A 19,947-nucleotide genomic window follows, 5' to 3' on the forward strand; every position below is an offset into this window, starting at 1 on the left:
AATTCACTCCTATTTAATGATGCTCTGGAAAAGCTGCTGGGTCAAAAGCCCCCATCCGTCTACCATGACGAAAAGCATGAGCTTAAATGGCATAGAAATCTGAACCGGAGGAAGCATCATCATACCCATACTCATGAGGATTGAGGCTACAACCATGTCGATTACGATGAAAGGAATATAAAGGAAGACACCGATTTTAAAAGCCACCGTAAGTTCATGAAGGATGTAGGCCGGGATAATAACGTAAGTCGGAATATCCTCAGGCCCTTTTGGAGACGGAAGGTTTGCCATTCCCAGGAATGAAGAAATGTATCTTGAACCAAGTGAGCCGTCGCTCTGAACCGTAACAGTCTGGTTGAGCATAAAGGTGCGGAGCGGAGCCTCAGCCTCGCGGTAAGCCTGCTCAATAGTAAGCTCTCCGTTGGAAAGGGGCTTTAGCGCATTATTGTAAACGTTCTGCAAAGTTGGGAACATGATGAAAATCGTCATAAAAAGCGCGATTCCGTTAAGAACAGAGGTCGGCGGAACCTGCTGCAGGGAAAGGGCTCGCTTAATGAAGTCAAGAACGATTGAAAAGCGGAGAAAGCATGTCGTAAGAATCAAAAGACTCGGAGCAATCGTAAGGACTGTGAGCAAAAGCAGAAGCTGAACAGAAAAAGCAACCTGCTCGCCGCCCTGTGGACGGGAAATATTTACGTCAATGTTAGGAAAATCGATTCCACGGACATTGCCGCCCATTTCAGTACGCCCCTGAGTTGAGCCCTGAGGAAAGTTGCGGTTCTGGCGTGACTGAGAAGCGACCGGAAAAAGGCAGAAAATTGAAATAAAAGTCGCGATAACGATACGCGGAAGCCATTTATGGAAAGATGCTGAAATCATGTTCTTCATTTTACTCTTCCTCATTCAAACGGCTTCTCTGGCGCTGCAGGCTTTCTGCGGCATTCTGTGCGCTTGAACCGTAAATATTCTGATTTTTGCCAGCACCACCCGGCATGAAAATAGAAAGGATGTCATCAAAAGAACGCGGGCGCTTGGTATTGTCGTTTTTGTCAGCATAAAGATTCATGGAATTGACCAGTTCCTCGTCCTCAATCTGACCGATTAAATTGACCGCATTGTCAGAAACTCCGAGGATGTAGGCATGATTTAAAATGGTAACCACATCAACAGAACGGTTTGAGCTCAGAGGAAGGTGCGAAACATGACGCAAAAACGGATCGTCGGATGTTCGGATTTTTGTTCCACGCCTTAAGACTCGCATAGCAAGATAAGCGAGGCCAAGCACAACTCCAAGAGAAAGCACCATTTTTACAAAAAGACCGAATGTAGAGGAAGATTGCTGGGATTGCTCGTAATCACCGCTGTTCCAGTTCCAGTTTTGAGCAGCCTGTGGCTCAGTCTTTGACTGTGGCAAAGATTGCAAAACCTGCTGCTGTTCAGACTGTTTTTCTGAAGAAGGAGCCTGTGCTGATTTATTTGAAGATTCATCTGCGAAAACAGGAATTTGAGAAATAGAAAGCATTAAAGCACAGCAAATTGCTTTAAACGCCTTTGGCGCAATGCTTCCATGAGAATTTTTTGTCATAACCCCACCCACTTTTTGACAAAACTATTTTATTTTCCTTTAATTATACCATAAAAAAAGGCATCTGTCGAACATTTTTTTTCAACAGATGCCATTATTTTTAAGATTTTTTTGTATTTTAGCAAAAAAATACTATCTCAAATCGCTTACGCGTTCCATTGGTGAGAGGATTTCGGTAACACGGACACCGAAGTTTTCATCGATGACTACAACCTCACCCTTTGCGATTGGCTTGTGGTTTACAAGGATGTCAACAGGCTCACCGGCGAGTTTATCAAGCTCGATGATTGTACCTTCACCCATACCAAGGATGTCCTTGATCTGTTTTTTAGTACGTCCGAGCTCTACGGTCATTTCCATGTTTACGTCCATGATAAGACCGATATTGCCCTGCTCCTGTGAAGTCGGGCCGCCTGCAAGATTCGGATACTGAACGGCCTGAACATTTGGCATTGACATACCCATTGGCATTCCGCCCATCTGCATTCCACCGCCCATAGGCATTTGCATACCACCCATCGGCATACCTCCCATCATAGGCTGCTGCTGGAATCCACCCATCTGCATTCCACCCATGGCAGCTCCCATACCACCCATCTGAGGAGCACCACCGGCAAGGTTTGCCATTGAAGCCATATCGGCTGCGTTGAGGGCACCACCAGTAGCTGGAGCTGGATCAGGAGTACCGCCGCCAAGAGCTTTAGCAATTCCCTCGGCAACATCACTTGATACAGCTTCCCACAATGTATATGTTTGACCTTCAAGTGTCAACGGATAGCTGAACAAGGCGAATGTTCCCTGTGGGATTCGAACCATTGCTTTTGGCACATGTACTGCCTCTGGAGGATTTGAAGCAAGTCCTGCGATTGAACTCAAATCAGTAATTTCTGAACCTGTGTGTGTTGAAATGAACTCACCGATTACAGAAAGAGCCATATCGTCAAGCTCTGCATTTTCTTCTTTGTTTACAAGGCTTGTTACCTTCTGTGCGAACTCAGGAGCGAGCAAAACGAGGTGATCGCCTTTAAGTCCTGCATTGAAGTCAGCCATAACGGCAACGACCATTTCAGGAAGCTTAGCAAGAAGCTGATCCCGGTCCATTGCCTCGACAGTCGGCTCTCCGATTTCAAAAGTGCCTCCCGTCATGCCGTTTAAATTTGAGGCAACCTTGTCTTTGAGGCCGTCTGCAAATTTTCCGAGCGTTGCGGTATCTACATTAACATTGGAAGATGGACCTGATGAGAGACCTCCAACATCAACGCCAGACAACAATGCGTCAATTTCGCTCTGTGATATTGTTCCATCACTCATAAGATTCATCTCCTTCTACTGACAATTCTTCGAATTCATCAGATTCACTCTGATCTATTTTTCCAATAACCTGAACAGCCATCTTTTTGCCGACGACACCTGGCTGACAGTAAAATTTCTTTTCGTTTCCAACGCTGAGAGTGAGCGGATCGCCTACCCTTACTGTAGAAAGCCGCACAACATCGCCCGCACGCAAAGCAAGAACTTCGCGGATTGGAAGATTGATTGTACCGATTTCTGCAACGACATCCATGTTGACATCGGAAAGTTTTTCCTTGAGGGTGCCGAGATACTGCGTTGTAGAACTTCTTCGTACAGAACTGAACCAGAACTGTGAAGAAAGTTTTGAAACAATAGGCTCAATCGTGAGGTAAGGAATACAGAAGTTCATCATACCCTCTTCCTCACCGATTTTTGTTTCCAAAGTTACAAGGACGACCATTTCTGAAGGAGGAACGATTGAAGCGAACTGTGGGTTGGTTTCAATCTGACCAAGTCGAGGACGCAAGTCGATTACCTGTGTCCAGGCCTCGCGCATGTTTGCAAGGATTCGAACAATGATTCCTTCCATTACAGACTGCTCGATATCAGTCAAATCACGGCTTACTTTTGCACCCTGACCTGTACCACCGAACAGACGGTCGATTACGCTGAATGTAATTGCCGGATCAATCTCAAGGACAGCGTTTCCTTTGAGAGGATCCATGTTGATTACAGCAAGCGTTGTTGGCGTAGGTATAGATCGGACGAACTCTTCGTAAGTAAGCTGATCGACCGAAGCTACATGGACATGAACCAATGAACGCAGCTGCGCTGAGAGACTTGTTGTTGTAAGTCGCGCAAAAGTTTCGTGCATAATCTGCACTGTACGGATTTGTTCCTTTGAGAATTTATCCGGACGCTTGAAGTCGTAAATCTTGATTTTGCGCGTGTCACTGACCGGCTTGAAATCATCTGCCCCGGAATCACCAGAGCTGATGGCTTGAAGCAATTGGTCAATTTCATCCTGTGACAGAACCTCGTTCATGTCTATCCTTCCACCTTTTTATTATTAAATCACCTATGCTTTTGGATTCAACTATTGCTGAATTACGTCCATCTGCATGAAGCGAACATCCTTAATCTTTGAAGAACTCAAAATGCTGTCATTGATAGCATTGCGGATTTCAATCTTGAGGTTTTCCTCATTTTGAGGCCGGAGTTCCTCTGCTGTCTTCTGTGTAAAGTATCGGCGTAAAAAGTCTTTAAGTTCAACAGTTCTCTGAGTAATTTCAGTAGAAGTTGCCTTGTCTTCCTTTTTGTAGCCAAGAACTACATCAACGCGTACAGAAGCAGGATTTGCTTCCATTGTGCGTGTCTGAATCAATCCAAGAGATGTGTACCAGTCAAGGATTTCCTTAGATGCAGTATATTCTTCTGTCATTGGAATAGCGGCAGTTGTTCCAGTGTTGTTGCCGCCGACAATCTTCATTGTGATGACAACGACTGTAACGATAAGAATAATTGCAGCAAGACCGATAGCAACCCATTTTAAAAGACCTGGAATAAGGAGGCCCTTTCCGCCTTTTGCAGGAGCAGCTCCGCCGTCTCCGCCTTCGTCTAATCCTAATCCTTCATCTTCGTCTGCCATAAAAAACTCCTTATCCTATTCCCATCAAAAAATGGTAGCATTAAAAATGGCCTTCATCAAGAATGATGATGTCCACGCGGCGGTTGTACGCCTGGCCCTCTTTTGTCTCGTTGGAGAACATAGGCCTTGTATCTGCATATCCGGCAATTGAAAACTTCTGTTCATCAACTCCGAAATCTGACAGATAATGAAGAACATTTGCGGAACGTGCCGAAGAAAGCTCCCAGTTTGAAGGATAAAGCTCATTATCGACAGGCGTTGAATCCGTATGTCCCTCTATTCTAAATCTTCGGTTTTTTAGCTCCGAATCTTGAAAAAATTTCGATAATTTTAGAAGAATATCGCGGGTTTCATCGATATTTAAGACCGCACTGCCCTGCTCAAAGAAAACATCAGAAGCCAGCGAGATGACGACACCGCGCTCATCACTTGAAATCGTGATTTTTGCTGATTTTACTTCCGGAGCAAAGAGGCTGACTGCCTTTTTCTTTGCGATTGAAAGTGACTTGCCTTTTTCTGCTGAAGGAAGGGCTGAAATATTGTTGCCCAGGTCAGCCAGCTTACCGGCAGCGAGGGACTGACCACCAGAAGTGACCGGTGCCTCGATAGACTCGGTAGTGATTTGCAATGACTCCTGAATCTGCGCCAGAGCAGCCGTATCGACCTCTGAAGGGTCATACAACATGACGAAGAAGCAGAGCATGAGAGTAATCATATCACCATAAGTACCTTGCCAGGCGGTTGACGGTTTGGCAGGTTCCTTTTTTTCTTTCTTTGCCATTATTCAGTCCTTAATTGCAAATACTAATCCTTGAGAACATCCGGCTCAATAATCTTACGAGTTTTCGGATCAAGATATGTGAGGAGCTTCAAAGCAAGGATTCGAGGGTTGTCACCAGCCTGAATTGAAAGGACGCCCTCAATAATCATTTCCATTGTTGACATTTCGTCTGAGTTCTGTGCGGCAAGCTTGTTGGCAAAAGGAGCAACGAGCCAGTTTGCAAGCATAGAACCGTAAAGTGTTGTAATCAAAGCGACAGCCATGTTAGGACCGAGGGAGCTTTTATCTTCCAAGTTGTTCAACATACCAATCAAACCAATAACCGTACCCAACATACCAAAACCCGGACCGTAACCAGCCCATGCGTTGATGACTCCGATCCAGCTCATGTGCCGGGCTTCGGCGGCACTCATTTCGTTTTCCATAATCGTACGGATAACGTTGCCGTCCGTACCATCGACTACCATTCGCAGGCCTTCCTTCATAAAGGCACTGTCCAAATCATCAAGACCTTCTTCAAGAGCAAGAATACCTTCGCGGCGGGCCTTCTCGGAAAGCGCGACCATGTTCTGAATCAGCGTTTTTTCACCATAATCATGGGTTTTAAGCGCTCGTCCCATGATTTTGAACAAACCAAGAGCCTGTTTGAGCGGGGCGACGATGAACAAAGCCATGTACGAACCACCGACCGTTACGAAGACTGACGGAATATCAATGATACCACCGATTGAACCACCTGATGTAACGACACCGAGGCCGATAGCAACCGTACCACCGATAAGACCAATTATTGTAGCTATATCCATATTCTTGCTCCTACAATTTTCTATTTATATGCTTTTTATATTTCAAGGGCATTGACGCCGATTTGCCTGCGGTATGAGACAATCCGGTCAATAACTTCCTGAGGTTTGTCCTTTATCACGATTTTTTTGCCAGAAAAGAATGTAACCGTAAGGTCAGGATTCTGCTCCATGCTCTCAATCATGTGCGGATTAATCCAGTAAGTTGTTCCATCTAGTTTTGTTACAGGAATCATTCCCCCACCCCGTAAGAAAAACACTTTAAATATTATTTATTTTACAACAAACAGCAGAATATTTAAAGTATTTTTTTCAGTGCACTTCGCACCTATTCTCTATCGTTATAATTATCGGAAAACTATTTTTTTTTATTAGTCTAAAAGTTCTTCAAGAAAACGGTTTAACAAAAGAATTCCCCGGCGGTTCAGGAAATAGCATTTATCGCCGCCCGGAAGGGACTTTTCAGCAGCAAGGCGATTCTTCTTCCAGCGTGCAAAAATGCCGGTCCCATCATCGGCACCCAGCCGCTCAGCAAGGGACTTTCCGAACCGTTTTTTATAGTCCGAAGACAAAAGCCCGCCAAGCTGACGGAAACCCAGCATCATGAATTCAAATTCAAGGGTCTCCTGGTCAAGATTTTCGATATTGCGCTTTAAAAAAGAAAGATTTTTTGCTGATGAAGCGGTTTCTTCCTCCACACCCTTAATATAGGCGGGAATCGAAAGGCTGTTAGTCCACCTTATGGCAGATTTTTCATCAAAATCATAAATCGTACCGCTGGCCCCGGAACCTATGCCAACGTAATTTTCCTGCTTCCAGTAGGCGGAATTGTGTCTTGCCTCAAAGCCCTTTCTGGCAAAATTTGAGACTTCATACTGGCAAAAGCCAAGTTTTTCAAGGATATTCCGCCCCTTAAGCCACATCCGGTCAGCTTTTTCGTATGAGAATTTTATTTTTCCATCTTCGATCTTCTTCCATAATGGCGTATTTTCTTCGATGGTAAGAGTGTAAAGGGAAACATGGTCGATTTTTGGATATTTTGTGAGGATTTCAAACTGCTTTTCAAAGGATTTATAAGTATGACGGGGAAGTCCTGCGATAAAATCCACGGAAAGCCTGCCATCCCAGTAATTTTTTAAATTTTCAAGGGCCCTTTCAATGATTTCAAGGCTGGATCCACGGTTAACTGCCTGCAAAGCCCTGTCGTCAAGGGCCTGGACTCCCATTGAAAGCCTGTTGACCCCGGATTTCCGGCAGGCCTCAAGAAATTCCCTGCTAACATCATCAGGATTCATTTCAAGGGTGACTTCGGCATCATTTTCAAGGCCGGCAGAATCCTTTATTCCGGAAAAGAGCTTTGAAATCTGAAGTGGAGACAAAAGGCTTGGAGTTCCGCCTCCGACATAGACCGTACGCCATTTTTTTATCCCGTAGAAATCAGCGTAAATTTTTGATTCTTTTATGAGGGCAGAAATGTAGGAATCAGAAAGGTTGTTGCTCTTCCCCACGCGGTCCCTCTCGCCTATGCTGAAAAAATCACAGTAGTCGCACTTTTTTTTGCAAAAGGGAATATGAATGTAAAGGGAAGAATTCATAAGATAATCTCTCCGGAGAAAGCAGAACTTCTACAGAAAAGAGAATTTATTGAAAGGAAAATAAAGCACTAGAGCCTTTCCCAGGATTGAACTGTGCTTAACCGGCCCCCAGATGCGTGAGTCCGCAGAAGAAAGACGGTCATCGCCAAGAACGAAATATTCGTCATCAGCAAGCTTAATCTGAGAAATTGAAGCCCTAGCGCCCAAATCAGAATCCCAAAGGGCTGGCGGAACCAGGATTTTCGCATTGTAGCGGGAATTTGTAAGCTCAAACTCTGTAAGGAAATGATTCTGACCGGCAGGCTTAATGAAAACGACGTAGCGGTCAATATAAATAGTGTCACCCGGAAGACCGACGACACGGCGTAGGACAGGACGTGTGCCTGAAACAGGATTTTCCTCAAAGGGCTGCCACTTGTGGACGGTGACGAAAAGTGAAATAGTACGCAAAATACGCTTTACGGGAGACATTTTGCCGTCTTTGTAATTCTGAAGGAGGATTACGTCTCCCCTCTCAGGATTTTTTAAAAGCGGACTGACAAATTCATAGCTGCCGGCCGGAATATCAGGCGACATGGAATCAGATTTATTCGCAACCGGGAAAATAATAAAAGTCATGAAAAGAGAAACCAGAACAAAGAAAAGAAGAACGATTCCGGCAACAGAAAAAATCTTGTGATAAAGCTCCCGCCTCATCTTGTATGAAATTGCGTAAATATTTTTTTCCATATAGATAGAATAGCAGATTTATGAAACCGTTGCAAATCAAAGTTTTTATGATTATAATAGTAAAGATATGGGCGAAAATGTAAAAATTATTGCACAGAATAAAAAAGCTCGCTTCAATTATTTTATCGAAGAATCTTACGAATGCGGCCTTGAGCTGGAAGGCACAGAGGTCAAATCCGTAAAGGCAGGCAATGTGTCCTTTGCCGATTCTTTTGCCGAAATTATAAATGGCGAAGTGTGGATGCGAAACTTCCACATCTCAGAGTATAAATTTTCTTCCGTCTTCAATCACGATCCGGACAGAAAAAAACGGCTTCTTCTCCACAAGGAAGAAATCAAGCGGCTTCAGCGGAAGGTCGATGAAAAGGGATTCACCCTCGTTCCGCTGGATTTCTATTTAAAAAACGGCCGGGTCAAGCTCACCCTCGGAGTCTGTAAGGGTAAAAAACTTTATGACAAGCGGGAAACAATCAAGCAGCGTGACCTGGACAGGGACATGGCCAGGGATTTCCGAAAAGATTTGTCTTAATCAGCTCGGATTTCAGTCGGGAACAAAATTTGAAGAATCTGCATTTTAAAAGTTGGCTTTTAGCCCTCAGCATTTTGATTCTTTCTCCTCTTTCAGCTTTGCACGCCGAAGACCTTCTGGTTGACTATTACGGCGTGGTCTCAGCGTCTTCCGACACAAACATGCTCAAAATGGCCCAAGACGTTTTCTACACCCAGCTCAAGTCAATCGACGGCATTATCGTAGACGACAAGCGCCCCGACATCAGCAAGGCCGCTTCAGAAGTTCCCCTTTTTATCAAGACAAACGCCAAAATCTACTTCTACGCCGAAATTTCCGATGAAAAAACAGATGCAGGTCAGACTCTCTGGAACTGCCGCTTTAACGCCGTCACTTCTTCAGACGGAATAACTCACACAGCCACCGAAAATTACGAGTCCTACTACAAAATTCTGGTTGGCGCCAAAAACGCAATCGAAAAAGTTCTTTCAGATTTAAAAGAGCCGGATCCTCAATTTGCATCCGCCGACAAAGACAATATTGCGGCTGATTTCAAAACCGGCGTTGACATAGAATCCCTGGCAGGAACATGGAGCGGAGAGCCTTTCGCAGACAAAATAATCATCCTGCGCGGCGGAAGAGGCTTCGTCATCTTTAAGAACGGAGCAACAATGAACATCAAGATTTCAGTCAAAAAAGCTGTAATCGACGGCAGGAGTACAAATCTTGAGATTGCCCAGGTCGGAAAGTCAAACGCTTCATTCTTCCCTGAGCTTTCACGCGAGCAGGCCCTTGCATGTGCGGCAAAAGCAGCCCCAATCACATGGAATTTCGCCCTCACCTCAGCAGATACCCTCGAGGGCATAAAAAATACCGTCATCCCAACGAATGACGGTACGGAACAAGGCACAGTAAACTCAAGCTGGACCAGACGTTAGTTGATTTCTACGGCTCCCTGTCTTATTACTTTTACTTCACCATTTTCTTCAATAGCTACGATTGTCGATGGAAGACCGCCTTTTTTGTCTCCGTCATCAATAATCAGCTCTACTTCTTTTCCGAATTCATCTTTTATCTGCTGAATATTGTCCAGGACGGCGTTTCCGCTTCGGTTTACGCTTGTTGAATAAATCGGCGCGCCGCAGCCTTCGATCACCTTTCTAAGCCATTCGTCACCAGGGCAGCGGAAAGCCGTAGTCTCAAAATTTCCGTCCTCGGCAAAAGTATGCACGATAATCGAGAGAGGGCCAGGCCATTTTTCAAGAAGGTAGTCAGGAATTACATCACGGGTGTATTTTTTTACATCTTCAGGTTTTGCAATCAGCTGAATGAAGTTTTTTCCTTCAGCGCGGTTTTTAATAGAACAAATTTTTTCAAATGTATGGAAAGAATAATGTCTTCCGTCAACAATTCCTGAAAATCCGTATACGGTATCTGTCGGGAGGACGACGACTTTACCCCTTCTGAGATAATTAATTGCAATTTGTGCTGATTCAGTATCACACTTGCGGCAAATCATAGACTGGAATCCCCTTTATTTTTACTTTATTTTTTTTGACAGCGGCATCTTTGACCCTGAAATCCTTAAGCATCAAATAAAGATAGGTCACGAAGAACATCAAAAGTCCTGAAACCTTACAGAACCATTCCGGCAGGGAATAAGGTTCAATTGACTTTATTGGAGTACCGGTTTCAAAGTGATATTCATCGATGTTGATGAGACCGTTGATTTTAACGACTTTCTCACCATCACGGACATATCCCATTTTTCGCGCAAAACCCGCAATTACGTCCGGGTCTTTTTCAAGAGCAGTATACTCCAGCGAAAGAGAATCATTAATTTTCTGAATTTCGTCCGCACGGGCACTGAGGATTCTCTTTTGCTCACGGAGCTGGCCATCTGCCCAAATTCCGTCCCTTCCGCATGTAAACGAGACGAGGACATAGATTGCAGTACCAGCCAAAGCAGCCACAAGAATCCTAAACATTTTTATCATAGCCTTTTGAATATCGGCTGAAGTTCTGAAATTCTAAAATATTTTTAAGTCTGAAAAAAAAATTGGACTTTTACTTAATATATATGATACAATAAATGGATAAAGTGTAATTTTTTGAAGAAAAACTACCGATACTATATCAAAGATTTTCTTAAGGAAGCCTTAAAGCATTCCAAAATTCACTTTTGAAGGGGAACAATATGAGTGATTCAGATAAAACAAACGAACTTGATAACTACGGCGTTTGGGTAAAAAAGCCGCCTCGCACCGTTTCATCTGAACTTGGAGAAGAAAACACAGACACACTCTCTATAGATAACGACTTGCCAAGTTTTGACAGCATTGACGTAGTAGACAGCCCTCTCGACGGAACAGATCCTGATTCGGAGGACGCTACCCTTTCTGCTGACGAACTTGCCAACATCACAGGCTCACTGGAAGAAGGAGCACCTGTTCAGGAAGGCGGAGAAGCTTCATCATCAGGATCAGGCGAAACCGAAGAAATCTCCCTTGACGAATTTATCGAGGGCGGTGTTTTTGAGGGCGACGATAACTCAGCCCCTGCAGCTTCCGAGTCTTCCCCAAGCCAGGCACCTCAGGCAGAAGAATCAGTTTCTGCCGACGAATTCCTGGAATCAAGCGATATTACTGTTTCAGACGCACCAAGCGTTTCAGAGGTAGCAGCTTTATCTGATGACGGACCAATCGACATCGACCTTTCATTTGATGACTCAGACACAACTCCTTCAATGGGAAGCCCGGCCGGCTCTTCAGCACCTGTAAAAGAAGTCGCAGGCTCAGAAGAAGTTGACTTAAGTGACTTTGGAGTTGATTTTGGCAGCGATGATTCTTCTTCATCAGCAAGCCCTGCCCCTTCAAGCGACGGCACTGAAGAAGTTGATTTGAGCGACTTTGGAGTTGATTTCGGAGAGGGAGATTCTTCATCAGCAGAATCAGCTCCAGCCGAAGAAGCAGCACCTTCTCAGCCGGTCGTAAATGACGACGGAACAGAAGAAGTTTCCCTTGATTCATTCGGATTTGACATCAATTCAGACGAGCCAAAATCAGAAGAAGTTTCATCAGAATCAACAAGCACAATCATTGCCGAAGAAAATCCTTCACTTGATTCTGACGAGCGCACACTTACAATCAATGACAACGTTCCAGTCGGTTCAGACGACGAGGATGATATCGGAGAAATTTCCCTTGATTCAACTTCAGCTTCAACAGAGCCGGAAGAAAAAGAGGAAGCAGTTTCTCAGGAATTCACAACTCAGGACAGCGATGATTTCGACCTTGACTCAATCATGGATTCAATTGAGGACGAAAACGGCAATAAATCTTCCCTCATTGACGAGCCTCTTGCATCAGAACCATTTGCAGAAGAGCCGGCAATCGAGGAACCAGCAGATTCATTTACAGAGGAGCCGGTCATTTCAGACGCAGCTACCGAAGATGAGCCTGCAATCAGCGAAACTCTCGATGAAACAGAGCCTGTCGTAAATGACGTAGTTGATATGGACGAGCCTGTATTTGAAGAAACAGCAGTTGACCTTCCGGAAAATGTTGCAGACGAAATCACTGAGGCAGAAAATCCATTCACACTTCCACCAGATGACGCATTCTCAGCTTCTGCAGAAGAACCTGTTATTGCAGAAACTCTGGACGAAGCCCTTGGTCAGCCAGCCTCAGCAGAGCCAGCAGTTACAGAAGAAGCTCCTGTTTTTGAAGAATCAATTGCAGAAGAAGAGCCGGCAGTCAGCGAAAGCCTTGATGAAAGCCCTGCAGAACCTGTAAAACAGGACGAGGAAATCTCTTCTGCCGCAAACAATATCCTTAATCAGATTGCAGCAGAGCTTTCTTCACTCCGCGATGAAATTTCAAACCTCAAGAGCGAATTTGAAGAGCTCAAAAATAAAGAACCTGCCCCAGCTCCAGCCGCTGAAGAAGAAGTTGCTGAGAAGCCGGCAGAGCCTGAGTCTTCAGGCGGATTCTTTGGCGCAGATGATGAAGACGACACAATCGCCCTCTCTCTCGATGAAATGGACAACATCCTCAACACTGTTGAAATCGTTGAGGAAGCAGCTCCAACTCTTCCTGAGTCAGCATCAGCATCAATTGAAGAGCCTGCCGAAGACTTTGCAAGCGAAGAGCCAACAGAAAACTTCGCCGAAGAAACAGTCAGTGAAGGCACAGAAGAATCACTTGATTTCTCTAACGAAAGCATCGAAGAGCCTGTTCTTGACGACATCGACACAAACATTGCTGATGACGAAGAAGAGCTCCCAGAAGAAATCCTCCTTCCAAAATCAGAAGATGACATTCTCGTTGAGTCTAGCACAGACAACCTTATCGAAGAAGAGGAAGAAGATTCTGTAGACATCAGCTCTGATGATGATAATATTTCACTGGTAGACGAAGAGAGCACGGAAGACACTCCATTTGAAATTGAAGATACAGCTTCAAGCGAAGCAAGCGATTCAACATTGGTAGACGAACCTTTCGTATTTGACGAAGCAGAGGCCACAAGTAACCAGCTTGATGAAGACGAAAATGACGCTACCCTTTCTGCAGACGAACTTGCAAACATTGCAGCCGATTCAAGCGAAGTTGAGGAAGCAGCAGGAGAAGAGTTCGAGGAAAGCCCTCTTGAAGAAGAAAACGAAGTCGAAGCAGAAGCAGAATCTTCTATTCCTTCTGTAAGCGACATTCTCGGTGACAGCCCGGCAGAAGAAGAGGAAGAAAGCAGCGGAATTTCAATTTCCGAAGGCGAGCTTGATAACCTTCTTTCATCAGAGGCAGCCCTTGCCGAGCAGAACCGCAAACTTGCAGAAGAGGAAGAAAAGGCAGAACCTGTTCAGTCTTCAATTCCTGGCGACTTGCAAAAAGAAATCAAGTCAGTTCTTTCATATATGGATCAGCTTTTGGAAAATCTCCCAGAAGAGAAAATTGCTGAATTCGCACAGTCAGAACAGTTTGAAACATACAAAAAATTGTTCAAGGAACTTGGTCTCGACTAATGGAAATAGGAAAAAAATCAAAAAGCGGACTTCTGCAAAGGGCACAGACTGTTCTTGCAGATGTTACGCCGACATTCGCAAATTGGGCAAAACGTTCTGGCTTCACAAGAGCCGCAATTCTCTCCCCCTGCTCTACTTCCGAGGGTAAATTCTATTACACGACGGACGCAGTAGGTTTTTCGGCAAGAGAAATGGCTTTGCTCACCGAAACTCAGGAATTCTGGATGCGCACTCTTTCAAAGGCTTTTGAATGGCAGTGCTTCTCCAGGGACTTCAACGAGCTTGACAAATTTGACGGGCTCTTTGACGACGATGTTTTGGCTCAAGTCAGCAAGATTTTCTTCCTTCCATTCCGCAACAAAGAGCGGCCGATGATTTTTCTTCTTCTTGAACTGGAAGATGATGACGACCTTTATCTTCCTCAGTCATCGGAAATCGCCGTAACCTTAAAAAATATCGTTGAATTCAAGAATCAGACCAAAAAGATTCTTGCAAAATTCGACAAAAACATCGATACAGGCCTTGGCATTTCACAGAGCAGGCTTTATCTTCTTTCCCTCAAAGTTTGCATCGAAGAAGAACTTTCAACAGTAGAACTTCCGGGTGACGAACTTAGGGAGCTGGTAACCCGCTCAATTACGGATGCAGCGCAGACAATCGTCTCTCCGCTTTTCCGTGCGCCAAACTGCTCTCAGACAGGCTCAAAGGGCGAAATTAAAGTCGTTCTTTTTGCAAAAGATGAAGAGGACGAGCAGCTGCTTGCATACCATATCGCCCGCACCTTAATCGGGCTTTTGGGAACAAAGGCAACCAAGCAGATTCTCTTGCTTTCAGCTGGTCTTTGTGCAAACAAAACTGGAACGATTGAGTTCCTTTGCAAATGTTAGTTTGACAGATGCCGGTAAATTTCGAGCCTAGCCGGACAGGAGAGCTTACCTGTTCGGTTCAAGGAAAATACTTACATTCAAAATATAACCCGCAGACAGAGGGAGAAAGATTCGCCGAGAACATTCAGGCAGATTTTTCCCCTCTTTGCGTTTTTATACTCGAACCTGCCCTATCCTATTGCGCTTCTCCGCTCAAAAAAAAGTTTCCGGGGGCGCTCCTTTGCGCAATACGCTTTTCAAAAGATTTTTCACAGGCCGACGACAAATGGGACAAGGTCTTTTACCTTAAGGACTCTCCAATTGCCCTTAGTGAAGACCTTTTCAATTCTTTGGGCGAAGAAAAGCTGATTTCAAGCCTGGCCTTTGACTGGACGGCATCAAAAAACATCTTCCCCGAAGAATCAATGCTTGCATGGCAGGAAATCAAAAAGGCGATTTTAAAAGCAAGGGATGTGCTTGCGACAAGGGCTTATTTTTCAAAAAGATGGCTCAAAAATTCCCTGATTTTTGCATCTAAAATCCAAAAGACTCTGCTGCTCGAAAAAGGCTCACTCCCGGTAATAATTGCAGCCTCAGGGCCAAGCTTAAAAACATCCCTGCCCTTCCTCAAAAAATACCGGAATTCCTTCTTTTTGATTGCAGTTTCATCTGCCTTCATGCCTCTGGCAAAAAAGGGAATCCGGCCCGACCTTGTGATTTCAAGTGACGGCGGCTACTGGGCAAAAAAGCACCTGAATTTTTCGGGCTCAGAAAATGTCGAAACAGTCTTTGCCCTTGAAGCAGAAAGCGCCGCTCCCAAAAAGCTGCTAACCCAAGGTGAGATTCTTCCCCTGTGCTACGAAGACGGTCTTGAAAGGGAATTTTTGGATTCAATAGGCAGCCCCTACATGCTTTCCGAGCGGAACGGTACCGTGGCTGGTACGGCACTTTGCTTTGCCCACTCACTCACAGATGGAAGGATTTATCTTTGCGGACTTGACCAGGCCCCTGCCCCCTCTTTTCAGCACACTCAGCCCAATGCACTTGAAAATGACAATGCCAGAAAAGATTTCAGGCTCAAAAGTGCTGAGACAAGAATGACGGCATCAAGATTCAATTCACAGACTTCTCTTGAGATTTACCGCAACTGGTTCATTTCAAATTCGGAATATTTTTCAAAAAGAGTTTTCAGGCTGTCTGATAATTTTAAATACGACTTTTCCCTGGGAAAAATCAGTGAAATCAACTGGGAAGAATTCATGGCACAAGAGTCTCTTCTGTCTAAGAGCGCACCCAATAAAAAGCCGATTCTTTTCAAAGCCGCAAAAATCAAAGTCAGTGGAAGCGAAAGAAAGGTAAAAATACTAGCAAAACTCAGGGAACTTTCCCAGAGCCAGAAATTTGCAGACGAAGTTTTTCCCATGGATTCAATCCTTATCAAGAGGAAATTTCCCGGAGAAAAGTGCGAAGAATTAAAGTCAAAACTCAAAGAAAAAATCGAAAAACTACTTAAAGAATGTGAAAAATTGCTGTAAAATATAGACAGGTGGGGAAATGGGGGATTATTCATATTCGCAGATAATCGAGGCTAAGGACAAGAGCCTGATTCCGCTTTGCAAAAATCAGTCGGGTCAGGAAGTTTCCTTGCACTCAAAATACAATCCGACTCGTGAAGCCCAGGGATTTGCGGCAAATGTAGGAAGCGACTGCCTTTTTTTCGTAATTCTTGGACTGGCAGGCGGCTATCACATTCAGGAAGTCCTCGCAAAATGCCCCAGGGCAAAAATTCTTGTCCTTGAAATCTCTCAAAATGCAATCGATTTTCTTTCAGCAATCCCCTGCGTCAAAAATTTGCAGGGCGATTCCCGCGTTACCCTTACTTCCCTTGAAAATCTGGAGGAAAAGCTTCTGGCAAAATACAAGCCGGCCCTTCACGGAAACCTAACGATTCTTTCACTCCGTCAGTGGGAAAATATTTTCCAAAATGAAGCGGAAGATGCCAGAAATAAAATCACAAAGGCAATAAAACTTCTTGCATCGGATTTTTCGGTTCAGAGCCACTTCGGTAAAATCTGGCAGAAGAACATACTTTCAAACCTCTCGCTGGCAGAAAAAACAAGCAGCTTCAATGATGTAAAAAAATCCATTCTACCCCTCACAGAGCAAAAAACAGCGGCAATAATCGCAGCGGGGCCCAGCCTCAACGAAAAAATAAGCTTCCTCAGGGAAAATCGCGAAAAGTATTTCATAATCGCCACAGACACAGCCTTTTCTAGCCTATCAAAGCACAAAATCGAAAGCGATGCCGTTGTATCGATTGACGGACAGATGGTTTCCCATCAGCACTATATGGAAAAAATCAGCAAAAAAGCCCTTTTTGTCTTTGATTTGTGCGCAAATTCTTCTGCAGCAAGAAAAGTCATCGAAAAATCAGGAAAGGTTCTTTTTGCAGAAACAGGACATCCACTTGCCCAGTACGCATCCATGTTCGAGGGCAGACGAAATTTTGTCCATATCAACTCAGGAAGCGGAACCGTCACAATAGCGGCAGCCAGCCTTGCAAAATCACTAGGCTTCAGTCAAATTGAATTCTTCGGGGCTGACTTTGCTTATATTGACGGCAAACCCTATGCAGGCGGAACTTATCTGGAAAGTCAGTTTTACTCAAAGGCGACAAGGATGAGCCCTGCCGAGCAAGCCTATTCTTCCCTCATGTACCGCACTCCGGTCGTAAAAATCTCAGAAAATAAAATCACAAGTGAAATTCTTGAGGCCTATAAAAATTCTCTCGCAGATTTCATGACAAAAAAAGAGGACGACAGCAATGAAAAAATACCTTACGGACGATTCAGCTTAAAAAATTTTAAATCACAGTATTGTAAAGACTTACGCAATACATTCAGGTCAGAGGATGATATCGATGAAGACTCATTCACCTTCACTACCCTGCTTCCTCTCATGGCAAAACTAGGAAAAGACTCTGCTTTCCTTGCATACCTTAAAATATTGAGATATACTGAAAGAATATGAAAAGACCGATTACATTTATTTCTATATTATGTTCCATTATATTTTTGACAGCCATAGTTTTTTTCGCATCAGGTGTTTACATCGACAAAAAGAATGGAACTGTCAGAGCTGACGCCCGCTATGAAAAACTTTTAAGTCAGACAAAAGAAACTTTCGCAAACAATCCTTACGGAAGCTCAGCCTTTTCAATCAACTTCATTCAGGCAATTGGCAACATCAATGATTTTTCATCCCTCAAACTTGAAGTCAACGGCTCTCTGGTCTATTCATATCCGCCGACAAGCTTCTCCCTCCCGTCGCCAGAACTTGTAAAATCCTACTCTGACACGGAAAACGTCGCAGGCAAAAATTTTACCCTCAAGGCATCAATTTACCTGATGACGCCGGGCTCAATCTACAAGCATTCAAGATTCGCCTTTCTCCTGATTTTAATCGGCACCCTTGTCGTTGGAATTTTCATCGTATTCACAAGCGGAAGCGAACCATCAACAAACGATTATTACGAAATCCGTCCAAAAAACAAAAATACCTTCAAAAAGCCGGAATCTCTTTCAAATTCAAATGAGGAAAGCGAAGAAGCAGAAACTTCCGGGGAAAATATAGCCGAAAGAACTGAAGAAGTTCAGGCTCCATCAAATGAACAGACTGCCCAGGAGCCTGCAGAAAGCAAGGAAGAAGCAAAGGCAGAAGAAGAGCCCCTCTTTAATCCAGAGCAGAATATCGAAGAAAGAGCCGAAGACGATCTTTTTGAAGAGCCGCAGGAAGAAAAAGAAGAAGAAATCGCATCAATTGAGTTTCCAAAAGAAGATCCTCTTTTTACGGACGAAGATGAACAGGAATGGAACACAGACGAGCTTTTTGCTGATGAAAAAGATAGCGAGGAAGATGAAGGCGGTCTCGATATAATCGACCAGATGGAGCAGGAAAACCTGGCCCTTTCAGACGAAGATTTCTTTGCTGATAAGTCTGAGCCGGAAAATAAGAGTGAGCCTCTGCCGGTCGAAGACAAGCCTCTTTCTCAAGTCACCCAGCTGTCACTCCAGTCATCTCTGGAAGAAAGCCTTGATCAGGCGATTGCCGCTGATGCAGACACAACCCTTTCACTTGTCAAAATCAGAGGGCTGGACCGTGGCAATTCCCTTTCAAAAAATATCGTCTCCATCATCAAAAAGGCGACAGACAATGCGGAGCTTTTTGAGTACAAGGCAGATTCTTACGCCGCAATCGTTAGGACTGATTTGCAGACCAGTGTAGACAATTTCGAAGTGATTTACAATAAAATTGCAGACTTCTTGAAAGACAACAATGCAGTAAATGAAGTTTCAATCGGAATTTCGTCTGCCAGCGGAAGAAGCATCAAAGCCGAAAGAATCATTCTTGAAGCAGGTCAGGCTCTTGATTACGCTAGTCAGGATCCGGATTCGCCAATCGTCGCATTCAGGGCAAATCCAGAAAAATACAAGGAATACATGGAAAATAATTAAGACTGCGGCTGCACGGCTTTTTTATCAGCATTGAAGTTATCTACAAGTTCATCAAGCTGCTGGGCAAAAGTAGAAAGCTGCTTATTATCCGGGAATTTTTCTTTGAGCACGAAGAAGGATTCCTCGGCGTCTTCCCCCCGCCCCACGCTTATGAGAAGGGCGACGTAACTTTCAAGCAGATTCTGGTCATAGGGATTTGCCTTGAGCAATTCCTTGTATTGAAGGATTCCCTCATCAGTTTTACCGCTCATAGCCGTAATGTAGGCAATACTCACCTTCAGCATGCTGTTTTCTGGGTCAAGCTTTAAAAGCTCGTCATAGCACTGGCTGGCTTTTTCCCAGTTTTTTGCAAGGGCATAAGAGCGGGCAAGCTTATAATAGGCAGGAAGATTCAGTTCCTTGTTGCGCATGGCAAGCTTATAATACTCGGCCGCCTTGTCGTATTTTTTAATATCCATGTAGCCTTCGGCGATATTGTAATACTCAGTGGAAATATTTTTGAAAATAAGCTCTGTCTCTCCAGGAACCCTAAGCTCAGTTGAAGCACAGGAAAAAAAGAAGACAGAAAAAAGAATCAAAAGTGATTGAAAGCAATAAAACTTTTTCAT

General features: G+C 44.2%; 20 protein-coding genes. 7 read left to right on the forward strand and 13 right to left on the reverse strand.

The features are described 5' to 3' along the window. Positions 1 to 9: 9 nt before the first annotated feature. The 10 genes from fliP to lepB form a co-directional block, all read right to left on the reverse strand. Complete coding sequence (gene fliP, locus HNP76_RS05590; RefSeq protein WP_184658335.1) at positions 10 to 888, reverse strand: flagellar type III secretion system pore protein FliP; 879 nt, start codon at positions 886 to 888, stop codon at positions 10 to 12. Between the two features lies 1 nt (position 889). Next, on the reverse strand, positions 890 to 1,585 hold the full coding sequence (locus HNP76_RS05595) for a FliO/MopB family protein (RefSeq protein WP_184658337.1): 696 nt from the start codon (positions 1,583 to 1,585) through the stop codon (positions 890 to 892). Positions 1,586 to 1,717: 132 nt separating this feature from the next. Further along, entirely contained in the window at positions 1,718 to 2,896 is a 1,179-nt protein-coding gene (gene fliN, locus HNP76_RS05600; RefSeq protein ID WP_184658339.1) for a flagellar motor switch protein FliN, read from the reverse strand. Beyond that, a complete protein-coding gene (gene fliM / locus HNP76_RS05605) occupies positions 2,889 to 3,923 on the reverse strand; it encodes a flagellar motor switch protein FliM (RefSeq protein ID WP_184658341.1) in 1,035 nt (344 codons plus the stop codon). Before fliM ends, fliN begins: the two co-directional genes overlap by 8 nt. 51 nt (positions 3,924 to 3,974) lie before the next feature. After that, positions 3,975 to 4,526, reverse strand: coding sequence for a flagellar basal body-associated FliL family protein (locus HNP76_RS05610; RefSeq protein WP_184658343.1), 552 nt, complete (start codon positions 4,524 to 4,526; stop codon positions 3,975 to 3,977). Between the two features lie 40 nt (positions 4,527 to 4,566). After that, positions 4,567 to 5,307, reverse strand: a complete 741-nt coding sequence (gene motB / locus HNP76_RS05615; protein WP_184658345.1) for a flagellar motor protein MotB — start codon at positions 5,305 to 5,307, stop codon at positions 4,567 to 4,569. A 23-nt stretch (positions 5,308 to 5,330) separates the two neighbouring features. Further along, on the reverse strand, positions 5,331 to 6,113 hold the full coding sequence (locus HNP76_RS05620) for a motility protein A (RefSeq protein WP_184658347.1): 783 nt from the start codon (positions 6,111 to 6,113) through the stop codon (positions 5,331 to 5,333). 35 nt (positions 6,114 to 6,148) lie between these two features. Further along, complete coding sequence (locus HNP76_RS05625) at positions 6,149 to 6,346, reverse strand: flagellar FlbD family protein (RefSeq protein WP_184658349.1); 198 nt, start codon at positions 6,344 to 6,346, stop codon at positions 6,149 to 6,151. Between the two features lie 135 nt (positions 6,347 to 6,481). Next, the gene (gene hemW / locus HNP76_RS05630; RefSeq protein WP_184658351.1) at positions 6,482 to 7,705 is read right to left on the reverse strand and encodes a radical SAM family heme chaperone HemW; all 1,224 of its coding nucleotides are present in this window, start codon (positions 7,703 to 7,705) and stop codon (positions 6,482 to 6,484) included. A gap of 30 nt (positions 7,706 to 7,735) precedes the next feature. Next, positions 7,736 to 8,434, reverse strand: a complete 699-nt coding sequence (gene lepB, locus HNP76_RS05635; protein ID WP_184658353.1) for a signal peptidase I — start codon at positions 8,432 to 8,434, stop codon at positions 7,736 to 7,738. A gap of 67 nt (positions 8,435 to 8,501) precedes the next feature. Between lepB and smpB the strand changes: the two genes are divergently transcribed. Both smpB and HNP76_RS05645 read left to right on the forward strand, forming a co-directional pair. After that, complete coding sequence (gene smpB / locus HNP76_RS05640) at positions 8,502 to 8,963, forward strand: SsrA-binding protein SmpB (RefSeq protein WP_184658355.1); 462 nt, start codon at positions 8,502 to 8,504, stop codon at positions 8,961 to 8,963. Positions 8,964 to 8,992: 29 nt separating this feature from the next. Further along, complete coding sequence (locus HNP76_RS05645) at positions 8,993 to 9,880, forward strand: TP0183 family DNA metabolism protein (protein WP_184658357.1); 888 nt, start codon at positions 8,993 to 8,995, stop codon at positions 9,878 to 9,880. Here the strand turns inward: HNP76_RS05645 and HNP76_RS05650 are convergent. Together HNP76_RS05650 and HNP76_RS05655 are read right to left on the reverse strand one after the other, a co-directional pair. Further along, the gene (locus HNP76_RS05650) at positions 9,877 to 10,461 is read right to left on the reverse strand and encodes an L-threonylcarbamoyladenylate synthase (protein ID WP_184658359.1); all 585 of its coding nucleotides are present in this window, start codon (positions 10,459 to 10,461) and stop codon (positions 9,877 to 9,879) included. The genes HNP76_RS05645 and HNP76_RS05650 overlap by 4 nt on opposite strands. Continuing rightward, a complete protein-coding gene (locus HNP76_RS05655; RefSeq protein WP_184658361.1) occupies positions 10,442 to 10,939 on the reverse strand; it encodes an FtsB family cell division protein in 498 nt (165 codons plus the stop codon). The genes HNP76_RS05650 and HNP76_RS05655 overlap by 20 nt, the downstream gene beginning before the upstream one ends. A gap of 200 nt (positions 10,940 to 11,139) precedes the next feature. Between HNP76_RS05655 and HNP76_RS05660 the strand changes: the two genes are divergently transcribed. From HNP76_RS05660 to HNP76_RS05680, 5 genes are read left to right on the forward strand one after another with little or no spacing between them, the layout of a single operon-like run. Next, positions 11,140 to 13,959 (forward strand): midas domain-containing protein, encoded by a 2,820-nt coding sequence (locus HNP76_RS05660; RefSeq protein ID WP_184658363.1) that lies wholly within the window; start codon positions 11,140 to 11,142, stop codon positions 13,957 to 13,959. Continuing rightward, on the forward strand, positions 13,959 to 14,846 hold the full coding sequence (locus HNP76_RS05665; RefSeq protein WP_184658365.1) for a hypothetical protein: 888 nt from the start codon (positions 13,959 to 13,961) through the stop codon (positions 14,844 to 14,846). Before HNP76_RS05660 ends, HNP76_RS05665 begins: the two co-directional genes overlap by 1 nt. 8 nt (positions 14,847 to 14,854) lie before the next feature. Beyond that, positions 14,855 to 16,360 carry a 6-hydroxymethylpterin diphosphokinase MptE-like protein gene (locus HNP76_RS05670; RefSeq protein WP_184658367.1) on the forward strand — a complete coding sequence of 502 codons (1,506 nt, stop codon included), beginning with the start codon at positions 14,855 to 14,857 and terminating at the stop codon, positions 16,358 to 16,360. 19 nt (positions 16,361 to 16,379) lie between these two features. After that, on the forward strand, positions 16,380 to 17,855 hold the full coding sequence (locus tag HNP76_RS05675; RefSeq protein WP_184658369.1) for a motility associated factor glycosyltransferase family protein: 1,476 nt from the start codon (positions 16,380 to 16,382) through the stop codon (positions 17,853 to 17,855). 44 nt (positions 17,856 to 17,899) lie between these two features. After that, the gene (locus HNP76_RS05680; RefSeq protein WP_184658371.1) at positions 17,900 to 19,339 is read left to right on the forward strand and encodes a hypothetical protein; all 1,440 of its coding nucleotides are present in this window, start codon (positions 17,900 to 17,902) and stop codon (positions 19,337 to 19,339) included. Here HNP76_RS05680 and HNP76_RS05685 read toward each other — a convergent pair. Continuing rightward, a complete protein-coding gene (locus HNP76_RS05685; protein ID WP_184658373.1) occupies positions 19,336 to 19,947 on the reverse strand; it encodes a tetratricopeptide repeat protein in 612 nt (203 codons plus the stop codon). The two genes, HNP76_RS05680 and HNP76_RS05685, sit on opposite strands and share 4 nt — an antisense overlap.

Origin of the sequence: Treponema ruminis (genome assembly GCF_014201975.1) — a bacterium.
Lineage (GTDB): Bacteria > Spirochaetota > Spirochaetia > Treponematales > Treponemataceae > Treponema_D > Treponema_D ruminis.

Coding starts and splice junctions, on each gene's coding strand:
- fliN (WP_184658339.1), bottom strand. CDS start 2,896: ATGAGTGATGGAACAATATCACAGAGCGAAATTGACGCATTGTTGTCT.
- HNP76_RS05625 (WP_184658349.1), bottom strand. CDS start 6,346: ATGATTCCTGTAACAAAACTAGATGGAACAACTTACTGGATTAATCCG.
- lepB (WP_184658353.1), bottom strand. CDS start 8,434: ATGGAAAAAAATATTTACGCAATTTCATACAAGATGAGGCGGGAGCTT.
- hemW (WP_184658351.1), bottom strand. CDS start 7,705: ATGAATTCTTCCCTTTACATTCATATTCCCTTTTGCAAAAAAAAGTGC.
- motB (WP_184658345.1), bottom strand. CDS start 5,307: ATGGCAAAGAAAGAAAAAAAGGAACCTGCCAAACCGTCAACCGCCTGG.
- HNP76_RS05610 (WP_184658343.1), bottom strand. CDS start 4,526: ATGGCAGACGAAGATGAAGGATTAGGATTAGACGAAGGCGGAGACGGC.
- smpB (WP_184658355.1), top strand. CDS start 8,502: ATGGGCGAAAATGTAAAAATTATTGCACAGAATAAAAAAGCTCGCTTC.
- HNP76_RS05670 (WP_184658367.1), top strand. CDS start 14,855: ATGCCGGTAAATTTCGAGCCTAGCCGGACAGGAGAGCTTACCTGTTCG.
- HNP76_RS05675 (WP_184658369.1), top strand. CDS start 16,380: ATGGGGGATTATTCATATTCGCAGATAATCGAGGCTAAGGACAAGAGC.
- HNP76_RS05660 (WP_184658363.1), top strand. CDS start 11,140: ATGAGTGATTCAGATAAAACAAACGAACTTGATAACTACGGCGTTTGG.
- HNP76_RS05685 (WP_184658373.1), bottom strand. CDS start 19,947: ATGAAAAAGTTTTATTGCTTTCAATCACTTTTGATTCTTTTTTCTGTC.
- HNP76_RS05665 (WP_184658365.1), top strand. CDS start 13,959: ATGGAAATAGGAAAAAAATCAAAAAGCGGACTTCTGCAAAGGGCACAG.
- fliM (WP_184658341.1), bottom strand. CDS start 3,923: ATGAACGAGGTTCTGTCACAGGATGAAATTGACCAATTGCTTCAAGCC.
- HNP76_RS05650 (WP_184658359.1), bottom strand. CDS start 10,461: ATGATTTGCCGCAAGTGTGATACTGAATCAGCACAAATTGCAATTAAT.
- HNP76_RS05620 (WP_184658347.1), bottom strand. CDS start 6,113: ATGGATATAGCTACAATAATTGGTCTTATCGGTGGTACGGTTGCTATC.
- fliP (WP_184658335.1), bottom strand. CDS start 888: ATGAAGAACATGATTTCAGCATCTTTCCATAAATGGCTTCCGCGTATC.
- HNP76_RS05655 (WP_184658361.1), bottom strand. CDS start 10,939: ATGATAAAAATGTTTAGGATTCTTGTGGCTGCTTTGGCTGGTACTGCA.
- HNP76_RS05595 (WP_184658337.1), bottom strand. CDS start 1,585: ATGACAAAAAATTCTCATGGAAGCATTGCGCCAAAGGCGTTTAAAGCA.